Raw genomic sequence first — 16,801 nt, forward strand, 5'->3', positions numbered from 1 at the left:
CACAATTTTCTAGAACACTGCTTTGTTAAAACAGCCTACATTAAAGGTGTGATTCGAATATCTGCGATTTGCGCTTCGTTCTTTTCACCCTCAATACCACCTGCGTAGATGTAGGTTTCATTCGATTTGAGGTAACTCATATTGAAGTGGTCCTTCAGCGCGACCTGATAGGTTTTTCCCTGCTCCAACGTCACCTCAATTGGCGTTGAGTAACGCATACCTTGGTTTTCACCAATATGGCCCATCTGCAAGTAACCTTGACCAACCACTTTACCTGCATCATCCAATACCTCTAACAATTTCACGGTGTTCGTGATGCCAGTATTAAGTTGCCCTAGGTTATTGTTGTACCAAGCATCGAACTGGTAAGTGCCCGTTACAGGGGCTGTAAACGACTCTGCACCTTTTACGATGCCACTGTCTTTACTCACCGTAACCACTGAGACATTGTCTTTGAGTGGCTGATATTCGCCATCAAGTTTGATGCGGATCTCTTCACCGACACAAACAGGTTGGCTTGGGTTAGAACGGAAGCCTTTATCGTTAATGCTTTCAGCCAAATAACAAGCAAAACCTGTTGGCGTATCGGAATAAGATTGAGCAATCACGTTCTTTTGAATCAGCTCGCCATTGCGATACAAGTTCACGTTGTACTTACTCGTCACGTCAATCGAAACCGAATTATCAACGCTTTTTACCACCAATGTTGGCTCTTGCGGAGAATAAACGCGACTATCTTCACTTGCGTACGGTTTCACACCAGAAACTAAAGTAATGCTGCTATCTACATTCACAAGCGCGCCCAATGTCACGTGGAAATGCCCCTCATCGTCCATCGTGACATTTTCAACTGGGTAGTAACCTGTGTCATCTTTGCTTACTTCAGGCAAGTCAATCGTTACCGAGTAGTTCTTTCCTTTGAAGGCAAAGTTTTCCAACGTGATTTGTTCAGACTGAGCCAACAAGTTATTGCGCACCCAACTTGTGATAAACGGCTTCACTTCCAACTTGCCCGTTTCGGTATGGATGCCGAATAGGGTCTCTACCACCATGTTCAAGTAGCCACCCACAGACCAAAGCTGACGCTGAGAGTTAATAACTGGGCCATCCATGCTTGGATCTTCACCATGATCACTATGGATGATGAATGACTTACCAGAAAGCCACTCTAAGTTTTCCATGTTGGATAAATTAGTTGCCGTACCACGAACCAACGATTGAATGGCATTGTTCGCTGCTGCCACATTTTGTGTTTGATGCGCGGCGCGCAAGCTGTACGCGGTAACAAATGGCCAAATTGCGCGATTATGGTACACAGGCACGTCCGGTTGTTGAGGGAAGTAAACCGGCACGCCAAACTCACTGTGTGGGTAATTGGCCATGATTTGTTTCGCCTGCGCATCACTTGCCACGCCACTGATGATCGCCAACGCTTCGCCCAGCATATCGTATTTGTCGACCGCGATGTCTTTGCCATTGTCAAACAAATAGCTTACGTACATACCGCGTTCGGCATTCCAAAACTGATCGTTGATAGCGGTTTTTAACTGCTCAGCCCACTCGGTGTATTTGACCGCGTTGGTTGAGTCGTACTTCTCTGCCAACTTAGCCGCGAGCTGAATCGCGCGATAGTGAACCACGTTTGTCGATAACGCTTTGCTGCTACCAATCGCATTGACATCGTTTGGCGTCCACGTTGAATACGTTTGCTCACGCCAATCGAGGAAGGATTGTTCACCAGTGTATAAACCGGATTTCGCATCAAAAGCCGCCAGGCGATCGGCTTCAAGTGTATTGCTGATAGCTTTATATGCGCGCTCAGCAAACTGGTTGTACTCTTCTCCATCCAATGCCGAAAGTAAGCGTTCTGCACCAAGCGCCCAAGTCGTGCGGTCGGTACTGATTGGCCAACTGCCGCCAGTGCCCGTGTCTTGCACAATCTGCTCGCCATCGTATTGCTGATCGGTCGTGTCGCGGAAAGCAGACAATTTGAAATTCAAACCATTTTGCACCCGAGTTGGATTCATCAATGCAAGCGAAAGGTCTGCTGCGTACGCCAAATCACGCGTCCACACGTAATGCCACTTCGCGCCCGTCTCAAAAACTTCCGCTTTGATTGGGTTGTTGTAGTTGTAATTGCCGTCTTTGATTTCAGAAACAGCAAGCTGGTCTAGCTCTTTCATCGTCAACGCAAACAACGCGTCAAACGCGACATCATCCGACACCACTCGCGGCCCTGCTTGCTCATTAATCACTAAGCCTTGGTCGAGCGCATCACGCAATTCTGTCGTCGTTGAAATACCAAATTCACGCAGTTCAGCTTTAGGATCTTTCACCGAGAAAATCACGGTATCACTCGAGTCATCGTAATTGGCGAACAGTTTCACTTCTTTGCTCTGATGCCCTTCATGCACCATTGCAGGGTCGAGAATCGCATCAGAGTAGTATTTTTCCGCTTCTTCTTGCGTTGCTTTCGTCACAGTCATTGTCGCGCGACTTTCATCGGCAAAGCTCACAGAAAACTTGTAATACCCTTTGTCTTCAAACGTGATCTCAGAGTTGCAATCATCGTTCATACACGCTTCATTCGTGTCTGGTTTTGGCAGGTACTCCTGAGCTTTATCGAACGCCGCGGGCTCCTCAAAATAGGTGTATTGGATCTGCCAACCCGGATCAGCAATCTTGAACTGATTGCTACCTCGAGCGACGCGCAGTACGGTTTCGTACTCGTTATTACCCAAATAGTTTAGCTTGGCATGCTCTGCCGTGCCCCAATCCCCATTTAAACCACGTAAATATAAGTCGGCTGAAATAATTGGTTTGTCGACCGGCACAGGCGCATCAGAGGAATCTGACCCACATCCAGCAAGACCAATACAAGACGCGACAGCAAGCGCAATAAAACTCGGTTTCATGTTCATCCCTTAGATTGTTGTTTTGGCGACAGTCTAAAGAACACCTTTTTGAGGGGAAAATAGGAAGTCAGGAGCGAGCTATAGATAACATCTATACGTCAGACCCCAACAGTGATGTAGATCTATGAAATGCGCATAATTTCAATCAAATGAGATTACAGATTTGTGATTTATAAATGAAATTGTGCAAAATACCCCTCGTTCTTAGAGGGGAAAGAAAATGGACAAATCTCTGCAGCAATTTTTACTGGTTGCACGCTGCCAAAGCATCAGCGCTGCGGCAAGAATGGCAGGGTTAAGCCAGCCAACGGTAACAAGCAATTTAAAGAAGCTGGAAGAGAATCTCGGCGTGACGCTGTTTGAACGTCATCCTAATGGCATGGTGTTGACCGAATACGGACGCATCCTCTATCGCCATAGCAACGCGATGCAGCATGAATACAACCAAATGATGCAAAGCATTGATGAACGGAAACAGTATCAAGTCGGAAAAATTAAAATGGGTACTGGCGATGCGTGGTGGCCGCTGTTCGTCAAACAAGCACTCAATGAACATCTGACCAAGCAGCCATCGGCATCTACACACGTCGAATTTGGCAACCACTTAGGCTTGATGGATTCATTAATCAACGAACAGATTGAATTTTTCATCGGCCACGAGATTGTCGGCTTGTCGTCTAAATGCGATGTTACGTTTATTCCGTTATTTCAAACGGTTGATGCCTATTTTGTTTCCCCAAACCATCCACTGCTAGGTAAAACCGTCACCGAAGAGATGCTGCACGAATACCCTGCTCTTTCGGTCACTTATGACGCTAAGAAATTCGCTCACGTCATCGATAACCCAATCCCGAAACAAAATGAACGCGAAAGGCAGCAACTGGATGACAGACCGACTTACGAAGTGGATTCTCTGCTCGCCAGTATTGATGTACTGAAAGAAAGCGTCGCGGTGATGTCTTATACCGGCCACCTCAAACCGTATTTGGAATCCTTTGGCTTACGATGCTTAACCATGGAAAACGAACCAAACCCTGGCACCGTCGGGATTTATCGCCACCGCCGAGAAACCTCTGAATCGCATCTAGATCTGATTGCTGGCATCACTCAGCGCGCTAAATTGCTCAACTAGAAAGTCCAAAAACAGGCGAACTCTTTTCGGTTGATATTGGCGGCTTTGATAAATGACATGTAGATCCGCTTCAGCGCCTTGCGAAAAGGCGCTGAAGTTTTTCATATACCCATCCAAAACCGTTACTAAACGTTGTTGTTTTAGGTCTTGCTGAATATCTAAAATCGATTTCAACGCAATCCCCGCCCCCTCCAACGCCCATTGTCGAATCACTTCACCATCATCAGAAAAGCGCTTTGGCGTGACCGTGATCGTTTGGTGAGACTCTTCATCTTTAAAGTGCCACGTCTTTAATTCTTCATTGCTGCGCACCATGGCTAAGCAGCGATGGTCCGCGAGATCTTGTGGACAGTTTGGGACACCTTGCTTCGCCAAATAATCAGGTGACGCGCACAGCACGCGTTGACTCGACGCCAGCCTGCGCGAAATGAGATTACTGTCCGCTAACTCACCGTAACGAATCACTAAATCGAGCCCCGATTCAGCCAAGTTCGATAAATTGTCATTAAGATAAAGATAAGGCGTCACATCCGGATATTGCTCAGAAAAAGCCGACACCATCGGCGAAATAATTTGTTTGCCAATATCTCGTGGAGCTGAAATTTTCAACGTTCCGCGCACTTCCGAAATACCCGTTTGCAGCAAGTTTTCCGTCTCTTTCACGCTATCAATGATGTTCAGACAAGCTTGATGGTACATTGCCCCTGCGTCCGTGAGTGATACGTGGCGTGTGCTTCGGTTGAGCAGCTTTACGCCATAGCGTTCTTCTATCGCTTGCAGCCTTGCCGTTACCGTCGCCGGAGACAAACCTAACTCCCTTCCCGCCGCTGCCAGACCTTGATGTTTAACGATGCTGACAAACAACGTCATATCCGAAAACTTATCCACCTTCGCGCCCTTATTATTTGGAAAAACTGAATAATCAATTCAGATATAACCCAATTATCAAATTAAGTCGAATCCATATACTGACCCTATCGACATTGTTTAGACCCAGAACGTTATGTGACAGGGCAAAGTTAAACGCCGTAACGCTGTTCAACGCACAACAACACGCCCTACCCAGCCAAGAGAATAGGAAACAAAAAATGAAACTGTACATTTATGAACATTGCCCCTTTAGCGCCCGCGTCCGTTTTGTCGCTGGCATGCTGAATATTCAGCTCGACGTCATCAACATTGCTTATGACGACGAGAGCACCACCACAAACATCATCGGCGCAAAACAAGTTCCTCTTTTGATCAAAGACGATGGTGAAGCGATGGCGGAAAGCTTAGACATCATCAACTACTTCCTTGAATTGGCATCTTCCAATGAAAGCAGCCAACCCTCAGCGCCGGTTTTAGACTGGCAAAAACAAGCGTTTTTACCGCTACAAAAAGTCGGGTATCCGCGTTGGTCAAACATGACGTTACCGGAATTTGCAACAGAAACCGCTAAACAAGCATGGCGTGCAAAAAAAGAAACCGAAGCGTTAAATTTTGAAGCCTTGATTAACGATACACCTGCGATTGCGAAAGAAGTCGCCGCTTTGATAGAACAAACCAAACCCTTGCTCAACCTAAGTTCAGAAAAGCAAACGTCACTGGTTGACCAAGCCATTATGTTCTCTATTCTACGCGGTTTTTTCAGTGCTCCCGAAGTGCAATGGGATCCAGCCGTACTTCATTGGATGGCAACCGCTCGTAAAGCGACCAACGTGCCAGTACTTATCTAAGGAGCGCAACATGCAACAAAGATCAAATAAGCTGTTTGAACCAGCTCAACTGAAAGCGTTGTCACTACAAAACCGTATTGTCATGGCACCAATGACTCGCGCACGCACCACTCAGCCGGGCAACATCCCGAATGAGATGATGGCAACGTATTATCAACAACGCGCTTCTGCCGGGCTGATCATTTCCGAAGCCACACAAATTTCGGACGATTCTCAAGGCTATTCGTTCACCCCTGGCGTTTACACCGATGCGCAAGTGGCGGGCTGGCAGGGTGTGACCCAAGCGGTCAAGTCACAAGGCGCAGCGATGTTTTGTCAGCTATGGCATGTGGGCAGAGTGTCTCACCCAACATTCCAAAATGGTGAACAGCCTATCGCGCCATCTGCGCTCGCTCCGGTAGAGACGCAAGTTTGGATTGCAGATGAACAAGGCAACGGCAATATGGTCGATTGTGTTGAGCCACGCGCCATGACACAAGCGGATATCAACCGAGTTGTCGGTGATTTCGCGAACGCAGCCAAACGCGCTATTGAATCGGGTTTTGATGGTGTAGAAATCCACGGCGGGAATGGGTATCTGATCGATCAGTTCTTAAGAACCAACTCAAACCATCGAATAGACAACTACGGCGGTTCACGAGAAAATCGTATCCGTTTTCTTATCGAAGTAGTGGATGCAGTTATCGCCGCTATTGGTGCGCATCGAGTTGGAGTGAGACTGGCACCATTCATTACGTTTAAAGATATGGACTGCCCAGATATCGTTCCAACAATCTTGGAAGCATCAAAACAGCTACAGGAGCGCGACATTGCCTACTTGCACTTGTCCGAGGCCGATTGGGCCGATGCACCAACGATTCCTGAGACGTTTCGAATCGAACTTAGAAAGCGCTTTCGCAACGCTATTATTGTTGCCGGTCGCTACGATCCTCAACGAGCAAACGAAGTATTAGAGAAAGGCTACGCGGATCTTGTAGCATTCGGACGGCCATTCGTAGCAAACCCAGACTTAGTCTCTCGCTTGCAACATCACCATCCGTTGGCAGAACTCGATGGCTCAACGTTGTTTGGCGGAAACGAACGAGGCTACACCGATTACCCTGCTCTGCAACAGGAATGCGCAGAACAGGCCTAACAAAAAAGCCCCAACCTAGCTGCTACGGTTGGGGCTGTCACCAAACTAAAATTGGTTTTAGCTAGCTTAATCTGGCTAAGAGTTAAATCACTTCTAACGCGCCGCTGCGCCAAGGTTCGATAACCACTTTGATGTGGTCATTGGGAGTCATTAACTGTCTAAACGCATCTTCCACACCATCGATCCCTACTTTGGCAGTGAGCATTTTCTGCCAAGGCAACTTATGTTCGGCAATCGCTTGTAGGCATTGCTCAAACTCGTGCGGTTGGTAGTAGTAAGAGAATCTCAAGTCGAGCTCTTTTACCGTCGCGTACGCGTAGTTAATGATTGCGGGTGTCGTATGGATACCCGAGATGACGATTCGCGCTCGGGCAGGAGCGCGGCGCAGAAAATCGTCAATCAAGGTATGCTTGCCAACACACTCATAAATGACCAAGCGTGAATTCATCGCGTACTGTGCCCCGACGGCGATCTCGTCTTCCTTGGTCGGGTTGATCAATCGATTTGCGCCAAACTCGCTGGCAAGTTGCAGCTTTTCTTCCTGAAGATCGACCGCAAGAATATTGCTGACGCCACGTTGTTTCAGTGCAGCAATCACCGCCAGCCCTATAGGGCCGCAACCGACAACCAGCGCTGTTTCTTCCGTTTCGATTTCACTGCGGTTGACCGCGTGCAAACCGACCGCTAGTGGTTCGGTTAATGCCGCCGCCTCAGACGGCATTCCGTCTGGCACAGGTAGCAATAACGCTTCATCAAGCAGGAAATACTCAGAGTAAGCGCCATAAGTACCCGGAGTAACACCAACGCCCGCGCCATTTTGGCTGAGCAACATCGGCACTGAGGTGACTCGGCTACCAACGGACAACGTTTGCTGCGTATCGGCACCGTATTCGATAATTTCCGCGCAGAACTCATGCCCCAACATCACTTGAGCGTGCTCACCGGCTTCATCAGGCATCAACCCGAGCTGGTGGAATACATCAAATACCTCATCCGCGTGTCGAGTAATGTGAAGGTCGGAGCCACAAATGCCACAAGCTAGACTACGAACCAACACTTGTCCCGCTGCAGGTTTGGGGATTTCGACTTGCTTCAGGCGGACACTACCATCCTGCATTATGATACTGTTCATCTGTTGCATGGGGTTACTCCGCTAGCTCATCGCTTAGGCCAGCAATCGCACCCGGTTTGATGTAGCGCGCAGTGAAGCCTTGTGCTTTCGCTGTTGCAATAACAACTTGCTCAATCCAACCCGCATCCATGATATTGATGAAGTTACCTTCTTCGTCAAAGTTAATGTTTGCACCAGTGATCACCATAAAACCGTCGGCACCGCCTGAGCTTTCAGGGCAGTGGAAGGTATGAATCGAACCGCCCGGCTCATATAAGTAGCTGCCAGCGGTTTGGACTTGAGCTGGGTATTCAATGTAGTGCCAAGCGCCACTCAGCGTATAGAAATGCACCACACCAGTGTGGAAGTGCTTAGGCAGAGTGATACCCGGTTTGAATTTGGCACGAATCACCCAAGTACCGTTTTCTGGGTCAAGAAACAACGGGTAAACATCCACACCCGGTAGCGCGTCTTTGATGAGCGACTCCTCATTGGTATTAAGAGTTAATAAGAAATCTTGGTGCTGAATAACTTCTGGTAATGACATAACTTACATCCTCGCTATTGCTGTAATGTGGCGTACTCGCCTATCCCATAAGTGGGTACTTAAAATTCTCGAAACCGTCAGATGCGCTGATGGTACAACCGTTGATACAGTTGGCTTTCTCGCTGACCAGAAACGCCACCACATCAGCAATCTCTTCTGGTTGTGTGAAGTTTTGACGCATCTGTTCTTTGCGGATGTGGTCCCACAGGCCAATCTCTTCGTATTGCCTTAACATCGGAGTATCAACGCGTCCCGGAGCGACAGCGCAAACACGAATACCCAATGGTGCGAGTTCTAATGCGGCGCATTTGGTCATCATATCGACTGCGGCTTTACTGACGTTGTAGGTAAAGGTCATCTCAGACGCCATTCGTGCGTAAACAGAAGAAGTATTGAGGATCACGCCCGGCGTGCCTTGCGCTTGGAATTGTCTTCCAGAGGCAAGAATGCCGTAGTAAACGCCATTTTGGTTGACCTTAGAGATCGGCTCAAAATCGGCAATTGGGTCGTGGTCAAGCAGAGGTTTCGGTGCACCGATGCCCGCGTTGTTGACCATGATGTCAAGCGAGCCAAACTGTTCAACCGCGCACTTCACCATAGCTTCAACTTGTTGGTAATCGGTGACGTCCGCGACAAAGGTTCCCAACTGCTTTGGGTCAAAACTTGTGTACATTTGCAATGATTGTTCTGAAATATCGACAGCAAGCACTTTGGCTCCTTGCTCTCTCAGCTTTGCAATGATGGCTTGGCCAATTCCACCAGCTGCCCCAGTCACAATGGCAGTTTTATTGATAAGTTCCATACTGCTTCTCATCCATGCGTTGTTGTTATCGAAATGTAACTTAGATCAACTCACTGGCACTCACTTGACCTTTTACGAAGTAAATTTGATATATTGCGATTTACAACCTGTTAACATTTTAAAATCGAGACATGTATATCGTACGAAGTGGCGCTGCTGATAAATTTGATAGCTTGGTTTCAGAATTAGGTCAGAATCCGCAAGAGATAATGGCCGCTGTTGGCCTGTCTGCGGCGCAGTTTCGCAATCCCGATACGTATCTCGCCTACCCTAGGCTGGCTGAATTGCTGGAGGAAGCGGCTGCTCGTTGTCAGCAACCGCTGTTTGGCGTGTTGCTCTCCGAGCGTCAAAACCTACAGAGCTTGGGAGACTTGCCAATGCTGGTTTCCCGGGCGCAAACGGTCGGTGAAGCCTTGGCGCGGGTGAATGATTTTCTCTATCTGCATTCGTCAGGGGTCACTCTCAACATGACGCCACAAGATGATTGGGTACGGTTGTCGCTCAATATTGATGTGCACAGCGAACGAGGTATAGCACAGCTGATGCAGCTCAGTGTGTCGCACTTAGCCATGTTTGTTGCGAGCTTACTTGATATTGAAGCAAGTCACTTCTGTTTACACCTCACCCAACACGCGAGCTTCGAGACAGAACAGAGCGAATTTGCCCAGCAGAACAAACTGCGTTTCGGTGATAAGTTTGACGGTATCCTACTTAAAGCGACTCTGCTTAACGCTAAGAACCACCAAGATGAAGACGCACTAGAGCGCCATTTTCAACAGCACTTCAAAGAGCTGCAAACCCGTTACCCCAACAATCTCAGTGACCAAGCAGCAAACATGATTGGCCGTCTGCTCTCAACCGGAGAATGCAGCGTTGAGCGCGTTGCAAGAGCATTAGACCTGCATCCGAGAATGCTGCAAAACAAGCTGAAACAACAGGGCACAAATTATCGGCAGCTTTTACAACAAGTGCGTCAGGATTTCGCCGAACAGCGATTGCATGAGAATATCCAGAGTATTACCGATATCGCGTTGCAACTGGGCTATGCAGAAACTGCGGTCTTCAGCCGCCACTTTCGCCGTTGGACGGGGAAATCGCCGAGACAATGGCGACAAGAAAAAACTCAGTTACAAACGTTTAAGCCCATCAGATAAAAGCATAAATAACCTATCGCTCAGACCAAAAAGTGTGAGGTGGGAGGGTTGGTATCGAGAATTTCAGCAATCACAGATAACCCGTGTTTGATGTAGCCTCGGTTTGTTTCTGCTCCCAAGCTGATTCGCACGTAAGGCATTGGCTGATTTGTATCGAGAACAAACGGTTTATATCCCGTGATCTGCACCCCTGAACGCTTAGCCGAAGCAACCAGGTCATCGCTATTCCACTGCTCGGGTAGTCTCAACCAAATGTGCTGTCCATTCGGGTGCGAGCTATAAACATGCCCTTCTAAAGCGGCTTTTGCTATTCGCTGTCGCTTAGCAAACTCATTGACTTGAAAGCGAATAAGTCGATTTAACGTACCGTTTTCGATCCACAAATGAGCGACTTCAAATGGTAATGGAGTCGCAGACCAACTCGTTGCCGCTAAACGACCAATCGCGTGCTGCAAAAAATGACGTGGGACCGTCAGATAGCCAGTGCGCATGCCTGGCGCTACAACTTTGGTTAAACTGGTGACATAGAAAGCTTGTTCGGGTAACAATGTGGCAAGGGGTGGGACACGGTTAGGTTCTAGTGCTCCATACACGTCATCTTCAATGACATAGATGTCGTATTGCTGCGCAATATTCGCTATCGCCTCTCGGCGTGCAACATCCATATGCGCACTAGTCGGGTTAGCCATGCTCGGTGTGCAACACAATACCTTGATTGGTTTGTGTTTACATGCCCATTCAAATGCATCCGGCGTTATACCAAACTCATCCATTTCAAGTGGTTGCAACTTAAATCCAAGCATTCTCGAGCGAGAGATCAAGCCATGATCAACCAAGTGACCACAAGCAACTACATCACCGTGTTCAACAACTGTGCTTAAAGCCAACGTTAAACCATGGCATGCACCATTTGTGAGTAATATTTGATCGGCACCCACATCCAGCCCTTGGCTACTTAGAAATCGTGCTCCTGACTCAATATGATGAGGCTGACCTGTTACCGGCTTTGCTTTACTGATCAAACCACGATTGTTTGTTTGCCCAGCAATCTCCATTAACGCCTGATTAAAAAGCGTAATGTGGCGATCGGTCACCACTGGATGTGCAATCGACATATCAATTTCATCCGGCGTTTCTTTCATCTCTTGTGTCAGCATGAACTCCGTGTCCGTACTTTCATCCACAAAACCTGATTTGACAAAAGTACCATTCCCAACCCAAGACTCGATCGCCCCTTTTTTCTCTGCATAACCATATGCATGGCTCACCGTTTGTACGCTGACGCCAATTTGCTCTGCAAACTCACGATGTGTGGGTAATCGAGTCCCCGGTTTTAGATAACCACTGCGGACACATTCGACAAGATAGTTACCAATGGAGATGTATTTAGCGGTGCCTGGCCGAATGATCGGGTTCAAAGAAATTGTCATGACACAATATTTTAATTGATTCATTTTTAACGCTCATTGTAACTTCCATTTAACAAATGGCGAACTTTAACTCACAAAACGAGGTGAAATGCACAAAAATAAACCACAATTGTAATGATTGACATGAAATGTATGGGTTAAACAAACATGTTAAACAGCATCGTTTAATCCAAATACAACCCCAGAGGTAAATTGCAATCATTTTTAACGCAGATCTGGCTAGCTGGTAGAAGGTAGAAATACCTCAGCGTCTCCGAAGGCCCATAAGGCGTCGGATTTCTAACAAGGAGAAAATATGAGAGGCGTTGCTTTGCATTTTACACTGGATGAGTTCCAGGATCGGTTAACGAAAGTTCGGCAATCGATGGAAGAAAGAGAATTGGATGTCCTTATCATTCATGACCCTTCTAACATGGCGTGGCTGACAGGCTATGATGGGTGGTCTTTTTACGTGCCACAATGTGTCGTTGTTGGTCCATCTGATGAGCCAGTTTGGTTTGGACGCTGCCAAGATGCCAACGGAGCATACAGGACTGCGTATATGTCGGCAGAAAACATTACCTACTATCCAGACCATTATGTAATGAACCCGCCGTTACACCCGATGGATTTCCTAGTCGAAGCCGTACTGGCTCCGCGCCTTTGGGATCGTGGTCGCATCGGCGTAGAAAAAGATAACTATTACTTTAGCGCCACCGCTTACGAATCACTCACTACGCACCTACCGAATGCTCAACTTCTCGATGCAACTGGACTAGTCAACTGGTGCCGCGCCGTTAAATCCGATCAAGAACTGGCGTACATGTACCGTGCCGCTCGCATTGTTGAAAATATGCACCGCGTCGCGTTCGACATGATTGAACCTGGATTACCGAAACACCACCTTGTTGCCGAGATTAACCGCCAAGCCGTGCTCGGGCATGAAGACCACTTTGGCGATTACACCGCGATTGTGCCGCTTTTGCCATCAGGTTCTGATGCTTCCGCACCTCACCTGACTTGGGATGACAGACCCTTCAAGAAAGGCGAAGGGACGTTTTTTGAAATCGCAGGGGCGCACCGCCGTTACCATTGCCCACTCTCACGCACTATTTTTCTTGGCGAGCCTGACGACAAGTTTAAACGAGCCGACGAAGCCCTGACTCTAGGACTTGAAGCGGGCTTGAAAGTGGCAAAGCCCGGAAATACCTGCGCCGACATCGCCAATGCACTAAACCAGGTTCTCGATAAAGCGGGATTCTCACGCGAAGGTGCCCGTTGTGGCTACCCAATAGGTTTGAGCTACCCACCAGATTGGGGGGAACGAACCATGAGTTTGCGAGACACCGATAAAACCATCTTGAGAGAAGGCATGACATTCCATTTTATGCCGGGGCTGTGGTTCAAAGATTGGGGGTTAGAAACAACGGAAAGTATCGTCATTACCCATGATGGAGCAAAAACATTGTGTGATTTTCCACGCCACTTATTTGTTAAACACTAATTTTTCAAACCTTAAGCTCTGTTGAGCCAGGTCTGAGAACTAAAAGGACTTGATATGCAAAAAAGCTCGATCACAGCCACCATAGACTTTGACCGAGAAGGTGTACAGCACGGCTTTTTAACGCTGCCCTATTCACATGACGACTCCGCTTGGGGCAGTATTATGATACCTATCACCGTGATCAAAAATGGTCACGGACCAACCGCACTGCTTACTGGCGGTAATCACGGAGACGAATACGAAGGCATCACCAGCCTGCTAAAATTGACGAACTCGCTTCAGGCAGATCAAATCCAAGGTCGTGTCATTATTGTACCCATGATGAACTTACCTGCGGTACAAAATGCCTCACGTACGTCGTTTATCGATAAAGGGAATTTAAATCGCAGCTTTCCTGGCAACCCCATAGGCACAGTGACCGAGAAAATTGCGGATTATTTTACTCGTTACCTAGTTCCTAAGTGCGATTTTGCGTTAGACATTCACTCAGGTGGTAAAACGTTAGATATCGTGCCGTTCGCCGCTGCCCATCGTCTCGACAATCTCGATCAAGAAGAAGCCTGCATATTAGGTGCAAAACTGTTTGGCGCACCTTACACCATGATCTTGCTCGAAATGGACGCCACCAGCCTGTATGACACTGCCGTGGAGTCTCAGGGAAAAATCTTTGTTACCACCGAACTCAGAGGAGGCGGAACCAGCACTCCAGAAACCATCGCTTATTCCGACCGTGGCATTCGCAACTTCTTACGCTTCTCAGGCAACTTGCCCGGTGACTACGAACAACCAACCCAACCAACTAAGTTATTAGATATGCCAGATGCAAGTTGTTATGTGCAAAGCCAACACCACGGCATCACAGAATACTTATTTGATCTTGGCGATACCGTCAAAAAGGGCGATGTATTAGTGAGAATCTTCTCGACCGAGCGCACAGGTACCGCCCCCGTTGAGTACAAGTCACAGCGCAATGGTATTTTCGCGGCACGTCGTTTTCCTGCTATGGTGAATATCGGTGACACTATCGCAGTTATAGCCGAAGACTGCGGCGAGATAGGCTGATTGAAAAGCCAACTAAAGAAATCAAAACAAATGGCATACCAGAAGCAAACTGGAAAGCACCTTATAACAGCGACCAGTCATCAGCCTTTCATGAAATGATTAGTATTCAACAGGGAGACTCATAATGCGCCTCGATCGCTACGACGTAAAAATTCTACAAATACTTCATGATAATGGTCGTATCACCAAATCTCACCTTGCCGAGGCCATCAACCTATCCGTGAGCCCTTGCTGGGAGCGCGTCAAAAAACTGGAAGAAGCAGGCATCATTGAAGGTTACGGAGCAAAAGTAAATACCGATATTTTGTTCAAACGAACGTCAGTTATGGTTGAAGTTACGCTCAAAGAACACAACGCCCAAGCGTTCAAACGCTTCGAGCAACTGGTTCAACATTCACAAGAAGTCACTGATTGCTATGCCACGGGCGGTGGTGTCGATTACATCCTTAAAATTCAGTCAGAAGATATCGACCAATATCAGCGGCTTATCGACAACTGGTTAGACTCAGATGTGGGCATTGAGCGCTACTTTACTTACATTGTGACAAAAACAATCAAACGTGATGCGGGCACATTCGAAGTAAACCAAAACGCTTTGTTATAAAAGGGAAAATGCGTATCAGGCGTGAACAGAAAAAACACCATATTTAACGGCACTAAAAAGAAAGTTCTGACGTTTTAAACCTCGGTATCAGAAATTATTTCGGTCACTTCTCCATTACAGTTTCATTATGGACAACGATGCTGGGAGAAGGACTCATGGCAGCACTGCACAGCTTACACGCTGAAGAATTAAAAGCCTCGCACGACATGATGGCGATAATGAAAGACGTACGTTTGGTGAGAGGTTTAGCGTACGTGAATGGCAAATGGGTAAGTGGTGATCAATTTCATCCGGTGGATAATCCAGCAGATGGCACGGTCATCGGTTACATCACTAAGCTATCTCAGCAACAACTCTATCAAGCGATTGATGAAGCCGACCAAGCCTTTCGTCAATGGCGAAAAATGCAAGCAGAAGAGCGCGCTGAAATTCTCATGCGTTGGCACGACCTGATTCTAGAATCAAAGCAAGACCTTGCTCATTTGATGGTGATGGAGCAAGGAAAAACACTAGGTGATGCTGTAGGTGAGATTGACTACGGCGCATCCTTTGTTCGTTGGTTTGCCGAAGAAGCACGCCGCTGTTATGGCGAAACCATCCCAAGTCATATTCCGAATGCGCAGCTATCAACGGTGCGCGAGCCAATTGGTGTCGCAGCACTGATTACGCCATGGAACTTTCCTAATGCCATGATCACACGCAAAGCCGCTGCCGCACTAGCAATAGGCTGTCCGGTGCTCATTAAGCCCGCCAGTGAAACGCCTTTTTCTGCATTAGCGTTGGCAGAGTTAGCAGACCGAGCTGGCTTTCCACCTGGTGTCTTTAACGTGATCACTGGCGATGCGGTGATGGTGTCACAAGCCTTGTGTCACTCCGATAAAGTCAAAGCGCTCTCGTTCACAGGCTCAACTCGAGTAGGCAAACTATTGCTACGCGACGCGGCACAAACCGTGAAGAAGTGCAGTATGGAGCTCGGTGGTAACGCCCCTTTCATCGTGCTGCCAGATATGGATGTCGAGCAAGCAGCCAAAGCCGCCGTGGATGCGAAGTTTCAAACCGCAGGACAAGACTGCTTGGCCGCAAACCGTATTTTCGTCCCTGACGATAAGTACGAAGCGTTTTTGGAAGCGTTTGCCAAAGAAATGAGCCACATCGTTTTGGGCAATGGCTTAGACGAAAAAACCACCATGGGACCGCTTATTAATCGCACTGCGGTGGATAAAGCGCATGATTTGGTGCGTGACGCGCTCGACAAAGGCGCGCGATTGGTAGCGGGATACCACCAGCCCGTACCAGGCGAAAACTTCTTCGCGCCGACATTGCTAGCCGATGTAACCCCTGAAATGGCGGTGTATCGCGAAGAGAATTTTTGTCCTGTGGCAGGCGTATTGCCTTACCAAGACTTAGATACCGTGATTGAAATGAGCAACGACACTGAGTACGGCTTAGCTGCCTATGTTTATGGTCACGATATTCACCAAATTTGGCACTGCATGCGCGGTTTGGAGTTTGGCATGGTGAGCGTGAACTCCGTCAAAATGACAGGGCACCCTATCCCATTCGGCGGCGTGAAACAGTCTGGTCTTGGACGAGAAGGAAGCCGTCACGGATTTGAAGAATACAGCGAAATCAAATACTGCTGCTTAGGCGCTTTACCAACCGTCAGTGGCAGTTGAGACACGAAATATGGATATCCAATTATTCGAGG

14 protein-coding genes are annotated in these 16,801 nt (G+C 47.8%); 8 read left to right on the forward strand and 6 right to left on the reverse strand.

Going from position 1 to position 16,801, the window contains the following annotated elements; all coding sequences use genetic code 11:
* Positions 1-35 precede the first annotated feature (35 nt).
* Entirely contained in the window at positions 36-2,915 is a 2,880-nt protein-coding gene (locus R8N47_RS09300; protein WP_064354543.1) for an MGH1-like glycoside hydrolase domain-containing protein, read from the reverse strand.
* A gap of 220 nt (positions 2,916-3,135) precedes the next feature.
* On the opposite strand from R8N47_RS09300, the gene R8N47_RS09305 reads away from it, so the two are divergent.
* A complete protein-coding gene (locus R8N47_RS09305) occupies positions 3,136-4,047 on the forward strand; it encodes a LysR family transcriptional regulator (RefSeq protein WP_005392753.1) in 912 nt (303 codons plus the stop codon).
* On the opposite strand, the gene R8N47_RS09310 is transcribed toward R8N47_RS09305, so the two are convergent.
* Positions 4,000-4,935 carry a LysR family transcriptional regulator gene (locus R8N47_RS09310; protein WP_064354542.1) on the reverse strand — a complete coding sequence of 312 codons (936 nt, stop codon included), beginning with the start codon at positions 4,933-4,935 and terminating at the stop codon, positions 4,000-4,002. The genes R8N47_RS09305 and R8N47_RS09310 overlap by 48 nt on opposite strands.
* Positions 4,936-5,135: 200 nt before the next feature.
* On the opposite strand from R8N47_RS09310, the gene grxB reads away from it, so the two are divergent.
* Both grxB and R8N47_RS09320 read left to right on the forward strand, forming a co-directional pair.
* Positions 5,136-5,765 (forward strand): glutaredoxin 2, encoded by a 630-nt coding sequence (gene grxB / locus R8N47_RS09315; RefSeq protein ID WP_029825713.1) that lies wholly within the window; start codon positions 5,136-5,138, stop codon positions 5,763-5,765.
* 10 nt (positions 5,766-5,775) lie between these two features.
* On the forward strand, positions 5,776-6,900 hold the full coding sequence (locus tag R8N47_RS09320) for an alkene reductase (RefSeq protein WP_064354541.1): 1,125 nt from the start codon (positions 5,776-5,778) through the stop codon (positions 6,898-6,900).
* Positions 6,901-6,982: 82 nt separating this feature from the next.
* On the opposite strand, the gene R8N47_RS09325 is transcribed toward R8N47_RS09320, so the two are convergent.
* From R8N47_RS09325 to R8N47_RS09335, 3 genes are read right to left on the reverse strand one after another with little or no spacing between them, the layout of a single operon-like run.
* A complete protein-coding gene (locus R8N47_RS09325) occupies positions 6,983-8,041 on the reverse strand; it encodes a zinc-binding dehydrogenase (RefSeq protein ID WP_053307200.1) in 1,059 nt (352 codons plus the stop codon).
* 4 nt (positions 8,042-8,045) lie between these two features.
* Complete coding sequence (locus R8N47_RS09330) at positions 8,046-8,558, reverse strand: 2,4'-dihydroxyacetophenone dioxygenase family protein (RefSeq protein WP_064354540.1); 513 nt, start codon at positions 8,556-8,558, stop codon at positions 8,046-8,048.
* A gap of 40 nt (positions 8,559-8,598) precedes the next feature.
* Positions 8,599-9,360 (reverse strand): SDR family NAD(P)-dependent oxidoreductase, encoded by a 762-nt coding sequence (locus R8N47_RS09335; protein WP_064354539.1) that lies wholly within the window; start codon positions 9,358-9,360, stop codon positions 8,599-8,601.
* 131 nt (positions 9,361-9,491) lie between these two features.
* Between R8N47_RS09335 and R8N47_RS09340 the strand changes: the two genes are divergently transcribed.
* On the forward strand, positions 9,492-10,514 hold the full coding sequence (locus R8N47_RS09340; protein ID WP_064354538.1) for a helix-turn-helix domain-containing protein: 1,023 nt from the start codon (positions 9,492-9,494) through the stop codon (positions 10,512-10,514).
* A 20-nt stretch (positions 10,515-10,534) separates the two neighbouring features.
* Here the strand turns inward: R8N47_RS09340 and R8N47_RS09345 are convergent, their stop codons facing one another.
* A complete protein-coding gene (locus R8N47_RS09345) occupies positions 10,535-11,968 on the reverse strand; it encodes a PLP-dependent aminotransferase family protein (RefSeq protein ID WP_081248204.1) in 1,434 nt (477 codons plus the stop codon).
* Between the two features lie 271 nt (positions 11,969-12,239).
* On the opposite strand from R8N47_RS09345, the gene doeA reads away from it, so the two are divergent.
* The 4 genes from doeA to R8N47_RS09365 all read left to right on the forward strand — a co-directional run bounded on the left by doeA (position 12,240) and on the right by R8N47_RS09365 (position 16,769).
* Entirely contained in the window at positions 12,240-13,427 is a 1,188-nt protein-coding gene (gene doeA, locus R8N47_RS09350; RefSeq protein ID WP_005373780.1) for an ectoine hydrolase DoeA, read from the forward strand.
* Between the two features lie 54 nt (positions 13,428-13,481).
* Positions 13,482-14,489 carry a N(2)-acetyl-L-2,4-diaminobutanoate deacetylase DoeB gene (gene doeB / locus R8N47_RS09355; RefSeq protein WP_005373782.1) on the forward strand — a complete coding sequence of 336 codons (1,008 nt, stop codon included), beginning with the start codon at positions 13,482-13,484 and terminating at the stop codon, positions 14,487-14,489.
* Positions 14,490-14,613: 124 nt separating this feature from the next.
* Positions 14,614-15,093 (forward strand): Lrp/AsnC family transcriptional regulator, encoded by a 480-nt coding sequence (locus R8N47_RS09360; protein WP_053349313.1) that lies wholly within the window; start codon positions 14,614-14,616, stop codon positions 15,091-15,093.
* Positions 15,094-15,248: 155 nt separating this feature from the next.
* The gene (locus tag R8N47_RS09365; protein ID WP_064354537.1) at positions 15,249-16,769 is read left to right on the forward strand and encodes an NAD-dependent succinate-semialdehyde dehydrogenase; all 1,521 of its coding nucleotides are present in this window, start codon (positions 15,249-15,251) and stop codon (positions 16,767-16,769) included.
* The last annotated feature ends 32 nt before the right edge of the window (positions 16,770-16,801 follow it).

The organism is Vibrio sp. 2132-1, assembly GCF_033344315.1.

Coding starts and splice junctions, on each gene's coding strand:
- R8N47_RS09335 (WP_064354539.1), bottom strand. CDS start 9,360: ATGGAACTTATCAATAAAACTGCCATTGTGACTGGGGCAGCTGGTGGA.
- doeA (WP_005373780.1), top strand. CDS start 12,240: ATGAGAGGCGTTGCTTTGCATTTTACACTGGATGAGTTCCAGGATCGG.
- R8N47_RS09345 (WP_081248204.1), bottom strand. CDS start 11,968: ATGAATCAATTAAAATATTGTGTCATGACAATTTCTTTGAACCCGATC.
- doeB (WP_005373782.1), top strand. CDS start 13,482: ATGCAAAAAAGCTCGATCACAGCCACCATAGACTTTGACCGAGAAGGT.
- R8N47_RS09320 (WP_064354541.1), top strand. CDS start 5,776: ATGCAACAAAGATCAAATAAGCTGTTTGAACCAGCTCAACTGAAAGCG.
- R8N47_RS09360 (WP_053349313.1), top strand. CDS start 14,614: ATGCGCCTCGATCGCTACGACGTAAAAATTCTACAAATACTTCATGAT.
- R8N47_RS09365 (WP_064354537.1), top strand. CDS start 15,249: ATGGCAGCACTGCACAGCTTACACGCTGAAGAATTAAAAGCCTCGCAC.
- R8N47_RS09325 (WP_053307200.1), bottom strand. CDS start 8,041: ATGCAACAGATGAACAGTATCATAATGCAGGATGGTAGTGTCCGCCTG.
- R8N47_RS09340 (WP_064354538.1), top strand. CDS start 9,492: ATGTATATCGTACGAAGTGGCGCTGCTGATAAATTTGATAGCTTGGTT.
- grxB (WP_029825713.1), top strand. CDS start 5,136: ATGAAACTGTACATTTATGAACATTGCCCCTTTAGCGCCCGCGTCCGT.
- R8N47_RS09305 (WP_005392753.1), top strand. CDS start 3,136: ATGGACAAATCTCTGCAGCAATTTTTACTGGTTGCACGCTGCCAAAGC.
- R8N47_RS09300 (WP_064354543.1), bottom strand. CDS start 2,915: ATGAAACCGAGTTTTATTGCGCTTGCTGTCGCGTCTTGTATTGGTCTT.
- R8N47_RS09330 (WP_064354540.1), bottom strand. CDS start 8,558: ATGTCATTACCAGAAGTTATTCAGCACCAAGATTTCTTATTAACTCTT.